Source organism: Streptomyces sp. NPDC007088, assembly GCF_042869355.1.
Taxonomy (GTDB): Bacteria; Actinomycetota; Actinomycetes; order Streptomycetales; family Streptomycetaceae; genus Streptomyces.
The window spans coordinates 41,927-57,559 of sequence record NZ_JBIAFO010000012.1 but is presented as its reverse complement, the minus strand read 5'-3'; the positions used below and the strand labels follow the sequence as shown (position 1 = coordinate 57,559).

Annotated in this window: 14 protein-coding genes; 9 read left to right on the top strand and 5 right to left on the bottom strand. The window is 69.9% G+C overall.

The features are described 5' to 3' along the window. Positions 1-124: 124 nt before the first annotated feature. Positions 125-355 (top strand): helix-turn-helix domain-containing protein, encoded by a 231-nt coding sequence (locus tag ACFYMP_RS20250; protein ID WP_388859199.1) that lies wholly within the window; start codon positions 125-127, stop codon positions 353-355. A gap of 287 nt (positions 356-642) precedes the next feature. Next, on the top strand, positions 643-999 hold the full coding sequence (locus tag ACFYMP_RS20245; RefSeq protein WP_388859196.1) for a DUF1330 domain-containing protein: 357 nt from the start codon (positions 643-645) through the stop codon (positions 997-999). 838 nt (positions 1,000-1,837) lie between these two features. Here ACFYMP_RS20245 and ACFYMP_RS20240 read toward each other — a convergent pair. Next, complete coding sequence (locus ACFYMP_RS20240) at positions 1,838-2,419, bottom strand: TetR/AcrR family transcriptional regulator (protein ID WP_388859193.1); 582 nt, start codon at positions 2,417-2,419, stop codon at positions 1,838-1,840. A 172-nt stretch (positions 2,420-2,591) separates the two neighbouring features. Between ACFYMP_RS20240 and ACFYMP_RS20235 the strand changes: the two genes are divergently transcribed. Both ACFYMP_RS20235 and ACFYMP_RS20230 read left to right on the top strand, forming a co-directional pair. Next, complete coding sequence (locus ACFYMP_RS20235) at positions 2,592-3,428, top strand: alpha/beta fold hydrolase (RefSeq protein WP_388859190.1); 837 nt, start codon at positions 2,592-2,594, stop codon at positions 3,426-3,428. A gap of 582 nt (positions 3,429-4,010) precedes the next feature. Then, entirely contained in the window at positions 4,011-4,664 is a 654-nt protein-coding gene (locus ACFYMP_RS20230) for an HD domain-containing protein (RefSeq protein WP_388859187.1), read from the top strand. 787 nt (positions 4,665-5,451) lie between these two features. On the opposite strand, the gene ACFYMP_RS20225 is transcribed toward ACFYMP_RS20230, so the two are convergent. Further along, positions 5,452-6,081: a TetR/AcrR family transcriptional regulator gene (locus tag ACFYMP_RS20225; RefSeq protein WP_388859184.1), complete on the bottom strand. Its 630-nt coding sequence runs from the start codon at positions 6,079-6,081 to the stop codon at positions 5,452-5,454. Between the two features lie 269 nt (positions 6,082-6,350). After that, entirely contained in the window at positions 6,351-7,193 is an 843-nt protein-coding gene (locus ACFYMP_RS20220) for an alpha/beta fold hydrolase (RefSeq protein ID WP_388859181.1), read from the bottom strand. A 1,283-nt stretch (positions 7,194-8,476) separates the two neighbouring features. Between ACFYMP_RS20220 and ACFYMP_RS20215 the strand changes: the two genes are divergently transcribed. Beyond that, positions 8,477-9,268, top strand: coding sequence for an SDR family NAD(P)-dependent oxidoreductase (locus ACFYMP_RS20215; RefSeq protein ID WP_388859178.1), 792 nt, complete (start codon positions 8,477-8,479; stop codon positions 9,266-9,268). A gap of 590 nt (positions 9,269-9,858) precedes the next feature. On the opposite strand, the gene ACFYMP_RS20210 is transcribed toward ACFYMP_RS20215, so the two are convergent. Continuing rightward, positions 9,859-10,749 carry a ScbA/BarX family gamma-butyrolactone biosynthesis protein gene (locus ACFYMP_RS20210; RefSeq protein ID WP_388859175.1) on the bottom strand — a complete coding sequence of 297 codons (891 nt, stop codon included), beginning with the start codon at positions 10,747-10,749 and terminating at the stop codon, positions 9,859-9,861. 322 nt (positions 10,750-11,071) lie between these two features. Between ACFYMP_RS20210 and ACFYMP_RS20205 the strand changes: the two genes are divergently transcribed. The 4 genes from ACFYMP_RS20205 (at position 11,072) to ACFYMP_RS20190 (ending at position 14,421) form a co-directional block, all read left to right on the top strand. Next, positions 11,072-11,725, top strand: a complete 654-nt coding sequence (locus tag ACFYMP_RS20205) for a ScbR family autoregulator-binding transcription factor (RefSeq protein ID WP_388859172.1) — start codon at positions 11,072-11,074, stop codon at positions 11,723-11,725. A gap of 131 nt (positions 11,726-11,856) precedes the next feature. Further along, positions 11,857-12,549 carry an HAD family phosphatase gene (locus ACFYMP_RS20200; protein ID WP_388859169.1) on the top strand — a complete coding sequence of 231 codons (693 nt, stop codon included), beginning with the start codon at positions 11,857-11,859 and terminating at the stop codon, positions 12,547-12,549. A 311-nt stretch (positions 12,550-12,860) separates the two neighbouring features. Beyond that, a complete protein-coding gene (locus ACFYMP_RS20195) occupies positions 12,861-13,445 on the top strand; it encodes a TetR family transcriptional regulator (protein ID WP_388859166.1) in 585 nt (194 codons plus the stop codon). 109 nt (positions 13,446-13,554) lie between these two features. Further along, a complete protein-coding gene (locus ACFYMP_RS20190; RefSeq protein ID WP_388859163.1) occupies positions 13,555-14,421 on the top strand; it encodes a transketolase in 867 nt (288 codons plus the stop codon). 53 nt (positions 14,422-14,474) lie between these two features. Here the strand turns inward: ACFYMP_RS20190 and ACFYMP_RS20185 are convergent, their stop codons facing one another. Then, positions 14,475-15,440: a LuxR C-terminal-related transcriptional regulator gene (locus ACFYMP_RS20185; RefSeq protein ID WP_388859160.1), complete on the bottom strand. Its 966-nt coding sequence runs from the start codon at positions 15,438-15,440 to the stop codon at positions 14,475-14,477. Positions 15,441-15,633: the final 193 nt, after the last annotated feature.

Genomic DNA, 15,633 nt, shown 5'->3' with positions numbered 1-15,633 from the left:
CCCTGGTCCGACGTGTCCGCGTGGCCCGGTCGCCCGGTCGCCCGGTCGCCCGGTCGCCCGGTCGCCCGGTCGCCCGGTCGCCCGGTCGCCCGGTCGCCCGGTCGCCCGGTCGCCCGCGCGTGCCGTGGCCGAGACGGGCGTATCCCGGCCGACCGCCCGCAACTGGGTCCGGCGGTGGCGGGCGGAGGGCGACAGCGGGCCGCACGACCGCTCCAGCCGGCCGCGAACCACCCCGTACGCGCCCCACCGCAGATCGAGTCCCCAGGTCTGCCGTCCGCGAACCGGCCGTGAATGCGGCCCGGCACGCATCGGCCAGAATCCTCGGGCCGCTCCGCCGACAGGTTGCCTTCGATGAGCTTCTTTATGGACGAGAAAGGCTCGCGGAAGCCGCCGTGCGTGCGTCCCGCCTCGCTGATGACCTTCCGTACCCTGACAGAGATCTGTCCAAGCTGTCGCCGTCATCGCGACGCGCGGTCGGTGATGCGCAGCCGGTGTTTATCGGGCTCGACTGGCGATGGTGCGTCCATGCCGTCCGCTCTTCCGTCCTTCCGTCCTTCCGCTGGGCATCGCACCGTCATCAAGCTTGCAGACGCTCCGAAGCCGGTTTATATTATGGTCATCATCAAAAGTAAGGGCGGCGCCATGTCGGCATACCTCATCACCCACCTCCGCATTCCGGGTGGAATTCCCAACGAGGAAGGGCTGTCCTACCTCGAACAGGTGGAGGACACGCTCGCCCCGTTCGGTGGCGCCTACCTGGCACAGGGCGCCCCGGCCGTGATCAAGGAGGGCGCGTGGGAGGGTTCCGTCGTCCTGATCGAGTTCCCCGACCGCGAGGCCGTCGAGAGGTGGTACGAGTCCGAGGCCTACCAGCGCATCCTGCCGCTGCGCACCCGCAGTTCGATCGCGGACACCGTCATCGTGGACCAACTGCCGAAGGACTTCACGGTAAAAGGGTTCGTCGCCTCAGTTCGGGCCAAGATCGCGGCTTCCGCATAGTTCTGGGAAATGTCCGTCCAGCGGCGGAGGTGGGCACGTTCCGGCCTGGCCGGATTTGCGGTCGAAGGTGAAGGAAAGAGTGCTGAGAGCGCACCTGGCCCCCGTCTTTTCCTCTGTCGGTGACAGTTCGGCGACAGGTTGAATCGAGGGCCAGTCAGCCGCCCTCGCGGCTGACCGTATTCGGCGCGGGGTTCACTCGTATCCGACACCGCTCCTCGGATATGACGACGCATGAGGGCCGCCCCGCGCGGCGGCCCGTGCTCCCGCCGTATTCGCGGGAGTCGCCAGTGCGCGGACACGAAAACGAAACGCGCTTGGCGTCCCTCTTGCGGTAGGCCGAGGGGTGCTCGCTGCCCACTCCGCAGCGGCGCAGCCGTCCCTCGCTGTCGTGCGGTGCACCGGACGGCGCGATGACGTGGCCGGGGCCCCGAAACGTGAATCGTGGGGCATGCCCCCGTCCCGCCGTCAGACTTCTGCGGGTAGGGTGCGGCATTCCGCCTCCGGTTGCTGCCGGAGAGCGTACGCGGACACGACCGGGCTGACCTTCGTGGCGCTCTCCAGTGTCCTCTTCTCCACGTTCTCTTCTCCACCGGCGGGCCCCGTCAGGCGAGTCCTCGCCTGCGGAACGGGTGTCCGTCTCGTCGACGGCGCCGGAGTCATCGCCCCACGCGGCATGGTGCGAGAACTCGCCGAGTCCTGAGGGGTGGACGACGGCGAACTCCGTGTTCCTCACGGGAGACCCTCCGGTCGCGCGCCGCACCGGTATCCCCGCCGGGTCCTACGGGTGGCGGCGCTGCACGGGGTCGCCGCGAGTGGCACCGTAATGGTCCGCATGTGGTTACTTCGGGCTCGGGTTGAGCAGGTTGAGCGCCTCCGCGGCAGCGCGTCGCAGGACCTCATCCGCCAGGACGGGATCGGCCAGTGCCCGGGAGATCTGAACGGCGCCGGCCATCATGGCGAACGCGGTGAGCACGAGGGGTCTGGCGGCCGTGGGGTCCGTGGGGGACAGCCGTGCTCCGAGCGCGTCCAGGAGTGTGGTCAGGCCGTCGGTGTAGGACCGCTTGGCGTCCGTGGAGCAGCGGCCGATCTCGTCGAGCAGCGCGGCCGAGGGGCAGCCGTGCGCGCGGTCGTCCCGCTGTTCCGTGGACAGGTAGTAGCGGACGAACTCCTCGATGCCGCTCCGCCCGGGTGGGAGCGTGTCGACCGCCTGCTGCTGGCTGTCGAGCTGGGCGGCGAGGGCGTGGGCCACCAGATCGCCCTTCGAGGAGAAGTGCTTGTAGAACGCACCGTTGGTCAGGCCCGCGTCCGTCATGATCGCGGCGATGCCGGTGCCGTCGATGCCGCTCTCTTTGAACAGCCGGCCGGCTGACTCAAGGATGCGCTGCCTGGTCGCGTCCTTGTGCTCCCTGGTGTGCCGCACGGTGGCCTCCTTCGTGGACCTGTGGACTGTCGCCTGCTTGCCGCCGCCAGTCTATTGGATTACAGTCATAATCTAAATGGGAGTGCGCCCCTCGTCTCGCTGTCGAGTAGCAGGTGGCGTCCCGTGTCCCGGGGCGGTCCGTTCCTCGCGGCGCCCCGCAAGGAGAACAGCGATGACCACTTACGCCACCGTCAAGACGCAGACCGTCGAGGCCGCGAACGGTGTCACCTACGCCTACCGCGGTGTCGGGAACCCGGCGGACGACCGGCCGTTGGTGCTGCTACAGCACTTCCGCGGCAATCTGGACAACTGGGACCCCGCTCTGGTGGACGCGCTGGCACGGGGCCGGCGGATCCTCACCTTCGACAACCGGGGTGTCGGCGCGACCAGCGGCAGTACCCCGCACACCGTTGCCGCGATGGCCGAGGACGCCGTCGAGTTCATCACCGCGCTCGGGCTGACGCGGGTCGACCTGCTGGGCTTCTCCCTCGGCAGCTTCGTCGCCCAGGAGATCGCCCTGATCCGCCCCGAACTGGTCAACCGGGTCGTCATGGCCGCCTCCGCCCCGCAGGGCGCGGCAGGGATGCACGGCTGGGCGCCGGAAGTCATCAAGGCCGTCGGCGCGGAGGCCCCCTCCGCGGAGGACTATCTGAGCGTCTTCTTCACCTCGGCCGAAACCGGGGCGCCAGTCGCCGGGCGTGTCTTCACGAGCCGTACCGAGGGCCACGACGCCCCGACCACGTGGGCGACCCGGCTGGCGCAGTATGACGCCGTCACGCACTGGGGCATCCCCAACCACGCCCAGTTGCAGCGTCTGCAGGGCATCACCCAACCGGTGTTCGTCGCCAACGGAGACAGCGATCCGATGATCCTGCCCCGTTACTCGCACCTGCTCGCCGGCCTGCTGCCCAACGCCGAGATCAAGATCTACCCCGATGCGGCGCACGGTTTCCTCTTCCAGTACCACGAGGAGTTCGCCGCCGACGTCGCCGCCTTCCTGGACAAGTGACCGCGCTCGCCGGGAAGGAGAGCGCGGCACCCTTCCGCGCCGCTGCCGACGCGGAGCCCGCAGGGGACCTTGACAAGGCTCCCGTCGGCCGGTCCGCGCCTGTCCGGGACCGGATCACCCCGCGAGCCCTCCCCGTCGGCGGCACCGGGAGCCGTCGGCGCCGTCGCCGCCCATCTTCACGGCCTCAAGGCGCTGTACGACCGGATGAGGCGGCGAACGCTGATCGCCGGTCGACATACCAGTGGGACGCCCGCAGCGGCCCGCCCGCAGGAAACCCTCGTAGTGGTCGGCGTCCTTCGGCGTCAGCCGGCGCACTTCCTGGGTCCCGCCGCCGGACCCACCGACGACCACGACACCGTCCGTACCGGTCGTGAGGCCCTTCCGTACCGGTCGTGACCCTTCCGTCGGATGCGTCCCGCCCACCGGGCCGCACACGGCCCAGACGGCCCAGACGGCAAAAGCGTTCCGCGCCGGGGGAGTTTGGTCCCGGCCCCGGTGCCGCGAAGAGCCCCCAGAACAAGTCTTGAGAAGTCCGGAAGCCCGGACGAGAACCTGATGACCCCAACCAGCTGGAGAGTGCGCATGTCCGAGAGCATCGCCGGAATCGAGATCCCCGACAGTGAACTGGTCCGCGCCGCGACCGAGGTGACTCGGGAGGCGGCCGACGACCCCGTGACCGGGGACACGTTGTTCCACCACTCCCGGCGCGTGTTCCTGTGGGGGATGCTGAAGTCCAGGGCGCGGGGCATCGACGTCGACCCCGAACTCGCCTACGTCGGAGGTATGTTCCACGATCTGGGTCTGACCCGGGCGTACCGCACCACCGCGCAGCGCTTCGAGATCGATGGCGCGGACGCCGCTGCTGCCTTCCTGCGCGAGCACGGCCGCACCGAGGCGGAGGTCCGCGACGTCTGGCTCGCCATCGCCCTCCACACCACCCCCGAGGTACCGGTGCGCCTGGCGCCGGAGACCGGGGTGGTGACCCTCGGGGTCGAGACCGATGTACTCGGCCTCGACCTGGACCAGATCAGCGACGCCGACAAGCAGGCCGTGCTGCTGGCCCACCCGCGCCCCGATTTCAAGCGCCGGATTCTCCACGCCTTCCACGAGGGAATGGCCGATCGCCCCCACACCACCTTCGGCACCATGAACGACGACGTCCTCGCCTACTTCGCCCCGTCCTTCAGGCGCGAGAACTTCGTCGACATCATCCAGCGCAACGCCTGGCCCGAATAAGGGCCGCCGCGTCCCCGGGCCCGTGTCCCCGGGCCCGGGGGCCCGGACGTCTCCACAGCGTCCCCTGGCACCCCACCGCCGAACACCGGAGCGTCCGGTACCGGACGCTCCGGTGTTCGGCGGTGACCACCTCCACCGTCACAAGGGGAAGTACGTGAGTCTCCAGGGCGTGCGGGGCTCGTGCAGGGCTTTCGAGAGGCCGCGCACGGCGGCGCCGCACGGGCGGAGGACCTGTCCGAGAAGGAGTGGACCGCGCCCCGCGCAGCCAAGGGTGGGCCGGCCAGGCCGTGTTCACCCACACCGCCGAGCTGATGGCCACGCCCGTCGCCGCGGTGGACGGCGAACAGCCCGAGCCCATGGAACCGGTCGGTGCGGAGAAGCTCAACCAGCCTCGCGGCCGCGGCCCGTTCGGACCGGACGCCGGGCCCGGAGCGCTTGGCCGTAGGCGGTGGGGAGCGAGCTGGCCACCCTCTTGCCTCGGGCCGGACGGATCTCCATGGGCAGTACAGTCCCGTCCAGCGTCGCGTGCCGCAGGGCATGGAAGGCGAAGAGCGCAGGCGTCGCGTCAGCCGCTCTGCGAAATCCAGCGCGGCCTGTCAGGGCTCGGTACCGGCGGACGGGTGCGGGCAGCGGGCTCCCGGGACGGGGTCAGTCCCGGCCGGGCCGGGAGCGGCTCGGCAGCCGCCGCCCGCACCGACGCGGGGCCGCTGGCCGCGGTGGTGCCGAGCGGGACGGTCGAGGCCATAGCTCGGGCGCCTTCGGTACGCCGGGCGGTTCCGAGGTCACGTCACGATGCGGGAGGCGCGGCGAGCAGACTGTCGCGAACGGCTGTCAGGATCTCGTCGGAGAGGCCGTCGGGAGCGGTCGCGCGCGCCAGGACGATCGCCCCCACCATGGTGGCCAGGTCGACAAGCACGCGCTGTCGGGCCTTCTCGGCCTCCTCGTCGTCCGCGACGCAGCTCACCAGGCCCTCCACCATGCCGCGGAGACCGTCGAGGTAGGCCTCCCGGAGGTCGGACGTGCCCTGTTCCACGTGGGCCGCGTCGAAGGCGAGAGCTGCCACCGCACAACCCGTGCCGGGATTGTCGCGGTGGGACTCCGAGACATAGCCTTCCAGATACGCCCGGTAGGCCTCTTGGCGCCGCGTCTCGCCGTCAGCCCCGGGTTCGGGGCCGCGACTGTCCACGAGCGCCCGGTACTCCTCCTCACGCTGCGCGAACGCCACGCCGGTGGCACGGGCGACCAGATCGTCCTTCGAGGCGAAGTGGCGGTAGAAACCACCGTGGGTCAGCCCAGCCGCCGCCATCACCTCGGGAACGCTGACCTTGTCGACGCCGACCTCGCGGATTCTGGCAGCCGTGACCTCAAGGATGCGCCGGTGGTTCAGTTCGGTCTGCGCCTTGGAAACGCGCGGCATCGGCGATCACCTCCGTTCGGACGTACCGGCTGGGTACGGTGTGGCCGATCCGCCGGAAGAGACCCCAGATTACAGCAATCATCTATATGGCGGAGCAGGCGCGGCCAGGGCGCAGCGGGCGGGGGAACGGCGCCGCAGGCACTCCGCGACGCGTCCCGGCGCGCCTCGGAGCACCCGGTCCGGGTGGGGCAGGGCGTTCCTGCCCCGCCCGTTGTCGCCCGGACCTGTTCAGCGGTTGACCTCACCACGAGGCTCGGCTTGTCGCCGTCTCACTCGTTCAGGAACTGGACGGCGTGCTTCAGGAACCGCTCCGGGTACTGAAAGTGGGCGCCGTGGCCGGCGTCCGGGTAGAGGATCACCTGTGCGTCGGGGATGTTCTGCCCCAGGTGGAACGAGTTGACCGTCGCGATCATGATGTCCCTGATCCCGTTGACAACCAGGGTCGGAATCGTGATGGCCTTCAGGTGCTCCAGCGGCTCGCCCTCCGCCGGAGGCTCCATGTAGGCCAGGTACGCCTCCCACTGAGCCTCGGCCACCTCGGGGGAGCTGAGCGGGTCCACGTCGACGGTCCGTTCGTGGCGGCGCTGCCAGAACTCCCGCCCGGCCTTCTTCGCCGCTTCGGACCGGCCGAAGAAGAGGAACACGAAGTCGTCCTGGTCGTGCACCGGCTTCGTGGCCACCGGCACCATCTCGGGGTCGATCGTCGTGTCGCCGCTGCGTGGGCCGGTGCCCAGCAGAAGCAGCTTGCGGACGAGCTGAGGGTGGCGCAACACCACTTCCTGCGCCTGGAAGCCCCCGATCGAGAAGCCCAGCAGGTCCACCACGGGGAGGCCGAGTGCCCTGATGACAGCGGCGATGTCGTCCGCCATGTCCTCGAAGCGGCGTCGCGGGGTACCCGACGAGCCGCCCACGCCGCGGCCGTTGAAGAGGATCACCTCACGCCCTTCGGCAAGGCCGTCCGTCATCAGCGGGTCCCAGTGGTCCAGGCCGCCGCGGAAGTGCTGGACGAAGAACAGCGGTGTCCCTTCCTTGTTGCCCCAGCGCCGGTAGGCGTAGCTGACGCCGTCGACCTCTATGTACTGGGTCGGCGCGGTGACGTGCGACACGTGCATGACGTTTCCTCTTCGACGCGGATCTCACGGGACTGCTCCCGATCGGCTTCGCTCGCCGGCCGGGCCCCTGGAGCGGCTGCCCCCGATTAATGATTATGACCATCATCTATAAAGTCAAGCGAGGGTGCCGGTCGACGGATCACTCGTCTCCGCCTGGAGTGGGGACCGGTGGTGTCCTGACGCCCGCCGGTGGTCCCCGTGTCATTCATGGGCTGGGAGAGGATCTTCCGGGGCGCGCGAGACGGTCGCGACGAGGCTGGGTGGACGCTGACCGGGGTTCCCCGTCGGTGCCGCGTCCTCCGGGGTGAGCGGCGGCGAACCCCCGGCCCAGCCCGCCGGCCACTGACCTGTGGCGGGGAAGCTGTGGACCGGAGACTCCGGCCTCCGCCGAACAGACGAGTCCGGTAAGGCGGGCCGGTGAACGACGAGTCCGGTACGGCGGGCCGGCGAACAGAGACACGCTGGGGGGCGGGCCGATCGCGCGGGGCAAAGGCGGGACGAGCCGCGGGAGAGCGAAGCCGTCCTCCGGAACACGTGCGGTGCGCTGGGGGAGGGAAGGAGTGCGTGCCGTACCCGAAGAGTGCTCCGGCACAGACGCGAACAGGGCAGTGACACACGCGTTGTTGTGCGTCCCGGGGTCGGTTCGGTGGTGCCGCCGGCGGCCGTTGCGGTCCTGCCGTCGTGGGGCTCACCACCCCCCGGACCGGTGTAGACGACCACCGTGTCGTCAGGGGGCGCGCTTTCGGGCTGGTCCGCCTACGTCCATTCCGGTGACCTTGCCGATGAGGTAGTCGTAGAAGGGCAGGTGACCCGGTGAGGCGGAGGTCAGCAAAGGGACGTAGTACGTGCCCTTGAGATCTTGGGTGTGAAGTAGCCGTTGACGGCGCGGGGGTGAGGCGAAGGCCCGGGACTCGCTCCACGGGCGTGGAGTCGTGCGAGGCGTTCCCGTTCCAGCGCGCTTCGGTTGTGCCCGCGGCGGCCGCCGGGTGTGGCGCGCGAACGCGGCCGTCGGGGGCGCGCGGGACGCAGGGGCCGCGCTCACGCTCGCATCTGTGGGGGTGACGGCGCCCAGTCCCGGCGCGGTGGGCGCTGAGGGACAAAAGCCCTTCGGCCTCAGCGAGTTACTGCGCTCCGCAGGGCCCGGACCGCCCAGAGGACACAGGGGGACCGCACCCGTCCTGGCCGTACGCGTACGACCGCGGAGCAATCTGCGTACAAGTGGTGAGCGGCGGGATTACGGCATTGGGGACGGAGCCGCTGCCTCGGGTGTTTTACTCGGTTCCATGAATGAACAGATACGACTGGCGCGCGGCGCCGGGCAGTTGGCCGGTCGGACTGTGATGGTCGCTGGGGCGTCGAGCGGGATCGGTGCGGCCGCCGCGCGTCTGTTCGCCGCCGAGGGCGCGGCCGTCGTCGTGATGGCTCGTCGTGGGGACCGTCTGGCCCGGCTTGTCGAGGAGATCGAGGCATCCGGTGGCCGGGCGGCGGCCAGCGCCGGCGACGTGGTGCGGGCCGAGGACGTGGAGCGGGGCGTCGCCGTGGCTCTGGAGCGGTTCGGCGGACTCGACGGGGCCTTCAACAACGCCGGCTACGTCGGGTCCGTCTTCGGTCCGCTGCACGAGCAGCCGCAAGAGGACTTCGAGGAGATCATCGACGTCAACGTGCGAGGCACCTGGAACTGCCTGCGCCACCAGATACCCGTCATGCTGGCCGCCGGCCGGGGGGCGATCGTGAACACGGCGAGTCCGGCCGGGATGATCGCCACAGGGGCGCCGGCCCCCTACGTCGCGGCGAAGCACGCCGTGCTGGGGCTGACGAAGGCGACGGCCGCCGAGTACGGGGAGCACGGCATTCGCGTCAACTCCCTCGTGGTGGGCACCACGCGGACGGAGATGCTCAGTTCGGTGATCGAGGCGAAACCGGAGCTCGAAAGCGCCTTTGTCGCACGGCAGGTCCAGAAGCGGATGGCCGAGCCGCAGGAAGTGGCAGAGGCCGCGTTGTGGCTGCTGAGCGACCGGTCCTCCTTTGTCACCGGCAGCCATGTCGCGGTGGACGGCGGCATTCTGGCCATCTGAGGCGGTGGGGACTCGCGCGCCGGGGCTTCGCGTGTGATGCGGTACGCCGCACCCCACACGAGCCTGTCACTTCGCGTGGGGTGCGGCGTGCCGGACCCCACACGAAGCCCTGTCACCTCGTTGTGCGGCGCGCCGCCTGACGGGGCGTTCTCCTGCATCGTCAGACAGACCCTCGGTGGCTCGGCAGGCAATGTCCGCCCCGTCGCGACGCCCGGCAAGCTCACCAAGCTCTTCGAGCGGGGAGACGCCCCCCACTCGCCGCCTCGGCCGAAAACCGAGTACGTCCCGTACGGGACCGGGAGCCGCTCCTCGACGGGTGAACACCACTCGTCGAGGAGCCGGCCCGGCCCCGGACGGCTCATGCCGTCCGCGGCCGCGGGGCGCCGTGGTTCTGGTCGCGTCACCGGAGGGCCGGAGTCCGCGCGGGGTGACCGCGGAGCCTCATTGACCCGTCGGCCCAGGGCGGCAGAGCCGGGCTCAGGGGACCTTCGCCCCGTCGCGCGGCCAACTCAGGCCCCCGCACAGTCGGTTGAATGATCAGGGTGGCGGCCGCGGCGCGTGTGACCGACCGCCGGGCACGCGGATCCGGCTCAGCGCAAGGGGCGCAACGTAGTGATGGCGGAGAAGACGCAGACGTCGCGTTGGACCGCGGTGACCAGTAACCGGTGGGAGTCCGCCCGGTCCGCCGGCAGCAGGTCGGTGTGGATCCAGCACGGCGCGTCCAGCTCCGTGTAGCGAGCGAACACGACGTCCATGGCGACGGCGCACACCGCCGCGGGACGGACCGCGGCCTGCGCCGCCTGGCGTACCGCCTCAAGGAGGAGCATGCCCGGAGCGTGGTCCACCGGGTGGTCGAAGAGCACCGGATGGCCGAGGTCCACGCGCAGTTGGCTGCGCCGGGCGGAGTTCGTCGGGGACAGGACGACATCGGCGGGGGTGGTGCGGCCCACCCGGGCCGGTGGGGACGGAGGGGGGGTCGGCAGAGCGCGTTCGACGGCGGAGGCCAGATCCGCGTACGGTCCGCGCAGCCGGTTGTAGGGGGCCGGGGCGTGGTTGACGAAGCGGGTCTGAGCGCTGCCGATACGCAGGCCCTCGCGCACGACCTCGACCTCCATGTTCATGGAGGCGAGCCTGCCCATGCGGTGGACGACGTCCCTGCACGCGACACGGAGTTCGATGTCCGTGGCCATCGCGGCCCCGGTCTCGAGCGCCTCAGGTTCCAGGGAGTAGCTGAAGTGGCTCCAGGACTGGCGGTGACCAAAGGGCACGGCGTAGGCGACGTGGCTGAGCAGCGGCACGCACTGGCGAACCGACTCGGCCAGTAAAAGCGGGTCGAACAGGTTGTGCTGGGACGCGTAGAAGGTGTGGTCGCGCGGCCAACGGGCGCCTATGACGTACTCGGCGTCACCGTCCTGGTGCCACGTAGTCAGCAGTCTCTCGTCGGCGGCGTCCTTGTGCACCTGTTCGTTGGTGACAGGCACCCCCCGGGCACATGATGCCGGGATCGTGGAAGCGGTGGTGTACATGTGGCTTTTCCCCCTAGAAGGTACGGACCTCCTGGCATGCCCCGCAGCGCGCTCCGACCCCCTTGAGCTCGGCTGGTGGCGTTAGCGCGCCGGAGAGCAGGACAAACTTTAAAGAGTGCTCTCTTTGTTCTGCGCCAAGACCTGGCAAAGAATCGCGTGCAGGGTGCATGGAAGAGGGCAGTCTCCGGACGAGGAGCCGCGATCTTTCAAGGTGCGCAGCCGACGGCGTACTGTTGCGGGTAAGTTAGAGATCGTTCTATTTGTTTTTGGAGGGGTGATGCGGGAGCCGAAGCAGCAACGGGCTGTGGAGACGCGCGAAGGGATCTTGCAGGCTGCGGCTGAGGTCTTCGACGAGATGGGATATGCCGGAGCGGGCATCAACCGGATCCTCAAGCGTGCCGGTGCCACGGCCGGCTCTCTCTACTTCCACTTCGAGTCCAAGGAGGGGCTCGCGCGCGCCGTGATGAGCAGGCAGTCCGAGAGCATCCTGCCCTTCCTGGAATCCGAGGGTCTGCAGCGGCTGGTGGACATCACCAGGGTGTGGGCGCACCAGCTGCAGAGTGACGCCATGCTGCGGGCCGGTGTGCGGCTGACCACCGAGGCGGGGATCTTGGGCCTGGGCGGCGCGGAGGAGCCGTACACCGCCTGGGCCCACGTGATGGAGGACTGCCTGCTGACCGCCCGTGACCGGGGTGAGCTGCAGGCGGGGGTCGATCCCCTGCAACTGGCCGAGCACATCGTCGCCACCTGTACCGGCATGCAGTTGTTCTCCGAAGCCGCCAGCACCGATCGCACAGACCTGCCGCACCGCACGCGGCGGATGTGGCAACTGCTGCTTCCGGGGATCGCCGTCCCGGCCACCGCGGTACGCATCGATCTTGATCCACTCGGTGCGGAGAAGCTGGGCAGGGGCGGGGCGGTCCCCGGCTGAAGCCCGCCGGCCGGACCGGGTGAGGCTTCTCGGCAAGGAACGCGTGCGTCACACGTACGCGTCGTCCACCAGCGCGTCATACGCACGGGGCCCTGGGTCGTGTGCCGGGGCGCACGATCCAGGGGGAGTGCATGAGTCAACCATTCGAGCGGCTGCGCCTTGCTCTGCTCAACATCGACGGCGTCCTGCTCAACGACACCTTCAGTCCTGTCATCTACGACTTCGTGACCAAACGCGGGGGGCGGTACACGGCGCAGACCGAGCGGGACATCTTCTCGCAGCCGCAGCACGTGGCGGGCATACGCATGGCACAGGCGGTCGCCGAACCCCTCACCGGGCCCGAGGCTCTGGAGGCGTACTTCGCCGAGCGGGAGCGCTACCTCCAGCAGCGGCCCGTCGCCGTGTCGCGGGGGGCCGTGGACCTGCTGCACCGTTTGCGAGGGCTCGGGCTGAAGCTGGTGTCCTACGGCGGTCTCCCCAAGACGCACTTCGACACCTACCTGGGTGCGTACGAGGACCTGTTCGACGGTCCTGGCTACGTCTGCACGAACGACTTCCGCCCCGGCATCCACGAGATCGCCACGCAGACCTTCGGCCTGAAGCACGACGAGGTGATCGTCGTCGACGATGTCGCCCGCGTGGCCGAAGAAGCGCGGGCGCTGAACGCCTCCTTCATCGGTCACCCCAGCGCGTTCGAGCACAGCTTCCAGCGGGACCTCATGGCCGAGGCCGGAGTGCGCCACCTCGTGAGCCGACTCGACGAGATCGACGCCGGGTTGCTCCGCCGGATCGACGCCGACGCGGCCGCGGGGAAGAGCTGGTAGACGAGAACCCGCGGACGTCCGCGCTGCTCTGGCGGGCGGTCGCGACCGTTTCGACCACCAGGACGTCTCTCCCCGTGCGTTCCTGGCGCCGCACGCCATGTGCGCGGGCGTCGTCGGTCCCCGGGCCCGGCCGACGCGCCCGCCGACGAGCTCGCGCCCTGGTCCCGCGCCTGGCGGACGAGCTGCCCGGCGTCCTGCGGTGCCGGACTCCAACTCCGTAATAATTAGAACGATCGCTTTACTTTGGTGTCCGAGTCGCACTACTGTCTTAGCTGGCGGATGGATGGCCGTCGCTGGTCAGGGGAGAGCAGATGGTGACTCAGGACAGAGCTGCACGCACGCGCCAGGCGCTGATCGCGGCCGCAGCCGCCGATATCGACGCGAACGGCTACGACGGCGCCACCCTCTCCGTCATCAGTACGACGGCGTCCGTGTCCATGGGCGCCCTGACCTTCCATTTCTCCAGCAAGCGCGCGCTGGCCGAGGCGGTGGTCGAGGAGGCGTGCGCGTTGACGCGCGAACGGGCCGGCGCCGCTGTGCGCATCGATTCCTCTCCGCTGCACGTCGCGGGCGCGTTGCTCCGCTGCCTGGCCGATCTGCTCGACGAGAGCGCGCTCGTGCGCGCGGCGGCGCTGCTGGCCAGGGAGCGGCCGCACGCCGTGCCGGGCTGGCATCAGGCGTGGGTGCCGCTCCTGCGTGAGCTGCTGCTGGAGGCGGACAGAATGGGCCAGTTGCACCGTGAGGCCCGGCCCGCCGCGGTGACGGATCTGGTCGTGCACCTCCTGACCGCGGTCGAGGTGAACCGGTCCGCGCGCGGAGAAGAGGAGCGGGGCGCGGAGGACGCCTTGAAGCGTCTGCTGCCCTTCGTGAGACGGGCCGTCGTGTCCGGCGGCTGACCCGCCCGACGCGGCTTCGGGGAAGGGGGCGGCGACGGGGCCGCTTCTGTGCTAAAAACAAAAAGAGCGTTCTAAATTGTTTATGATCGTCTCTGAGAGGGGTTTCACCATGGGGGCTCCAGCGGTCCTGGCGGAGGACGTCTACCGGGAGGAACTGGCGAGGATCGGCGCGGAGGACGGTCGAGTGGTGTGCGTGGAGGCCCTGCCGGGCGGGGCCCGGCACCCCTTCGAGACGGCGCATCCGGATCGGTTCTTCCAGCTGGGCAGTGTGGAGAGCGCCATGGTGGCCATGGTCCAGGGGCTGGTCACCGCCGGCTTCCGGGTGTTCGTGTGCGGACTGGGGACGGGCGTCGGCGCGGCCCGACTGCCCCGGCTGGCTCTGGCATACCTTCGCTCGGGTGCCTCGGTCGTGGTGCCCGACTCCCAGACCACCGAGCGCGAGTTGCTGCGCACCGAGCGCGTGCAGTTCGCGGCTCCCAGTGGTGTGCGGGAGATCCGGGCGGTGGTGCGCGCGGCGGCACGCTCGGGACGGCCGTACCACATCCGTATCGGCCGGGGAGTGCCTGCCGACGTGGTCGCCGACTGGAGCGGGGGCGGGGAAGGGGAGACGGAGACGCGCCCCGTCGTCTGGGACGTCTCGCCCGGCGCCGGGGCGCACCTGGATGAGGGGACCTGCCTGGTCTCGGTGGGGGAGCACGGCACTCGTCTCGCGCTGGCGGCCCGCGAACGCGGCGCGGGACTCGCGCACGCGCATCTGGTGTACGTCGACGACAGCCACTTAGTGGCAGCAGCGGGTGAACTGGCCCGCCGCTACGGGCGGTTCGTAGTGCTCGGCGGCTATCGCGGGCCGGAGGGTGAAGGGCAGCGGCTGAGCCGGCTGATGCCCGGCTGCCGTGTGCTGGCGGCGGAGTTGTGCGGTGACGTCGCGGCCGACACCGAGCGCGTGCTCGCCCTCGTGAAGGAAGCGCGGCGATGAGGCGGCGCCGGAGCGGCCGGGGCCGGCCGCTCCGGGCGGGGGGTGCGGAAGCGTCAGCCGCCGGGTCCGGGGTGCAGGAGTTCGGACCGGGCCAGCAGGTAGGCCAGGTGGGCCCGGCTACGGCTGCCGAGCAGGTCGGAGGTCTTCTTGATGTGGTGGGAGACGGTCCTGCTGCTGATGCCGAGCCGCTTGCCTATCCCCGCGTCCGTGTGGCCTTCGACCATGAGCTTCAGCACGGCCCGGCGGGTTTCGTCCGTCAGCAGCGGGCGCCGGTGGTCCTGGCCCATGGTGACCGGCTCCGCGCGCTGCCAAGCGTGGTCGAAGACCTTCACGAGGTAGTGGATGACGGCCGGATGTTCCACGGCGAGCGCGGTCGTCTGCTGGTCGTAGCGGGGATCGGGGATGAAGGCGATGGACCGGTCGTAGATGATGACCCGGTCGATGACTTCGTCGAGGGTGCGGACCTGCGCTCCGGCGCTGGTCACCTGCTCGATGTAGGCGAGCGTCGGACCGTGGGCGCGCACCGCGTGCTGGTAGAGCGTGCGCTGCCGCACCCCGCGCCGGTTCAGACGCAGCGTGCGGGGCAGGGTCTTGCCCAGGGCGTCGGGGTCGCGGGCCCCGCCGGGGTGCGCCGTCAGCAGTTCTTCGCGGCAGGCCTCGGAAGCTCGCTCCAGCGCCGCGTAGATGACGTCGGCGCCGTGCAGCAGACGCGCGGACGAGGCCGAGGCGCGCTGCTGCGCGCGGTACACGTCCTCAGCCGCCGACAGCGCGTCGTAGATGCCCGCCACGGTGTGCTGCTGGGCCAGAATGGCGCGTTCCAGCGGGCGGGTGAGGCCGTGGGTGGCGATGTCCGGTGGCACCGCTACCCAGCGGTCCCCGGTCTCGTCCTGTCGTCGCATCAGGCCCAACTCGGTCAGGCAGTCCGGAACATCGTTGTCCGTGTGGCCCTCCGCGAGCGCGCGGCGGTAGCAATCCAGCCCGCGTTCGCACAGAGGTACGACGTTCGGTTGTGGGCTCATGTCCGGATCTCTGCACATTTTTCCCCCTTGCTGCTTCCTGCAATGCGCGATCCAGACCCTACCTGCACATGGAATCCTGCCTTTTTCGCGCGATGCTGTTTGAGGCGGAAGAGCACGGGGCTAATTCCGTCGGCCAGAAGGGACGGAAATGAATCAGGAAACGGGTTCGGTGGCCGTGTGCCCCTATACGGCG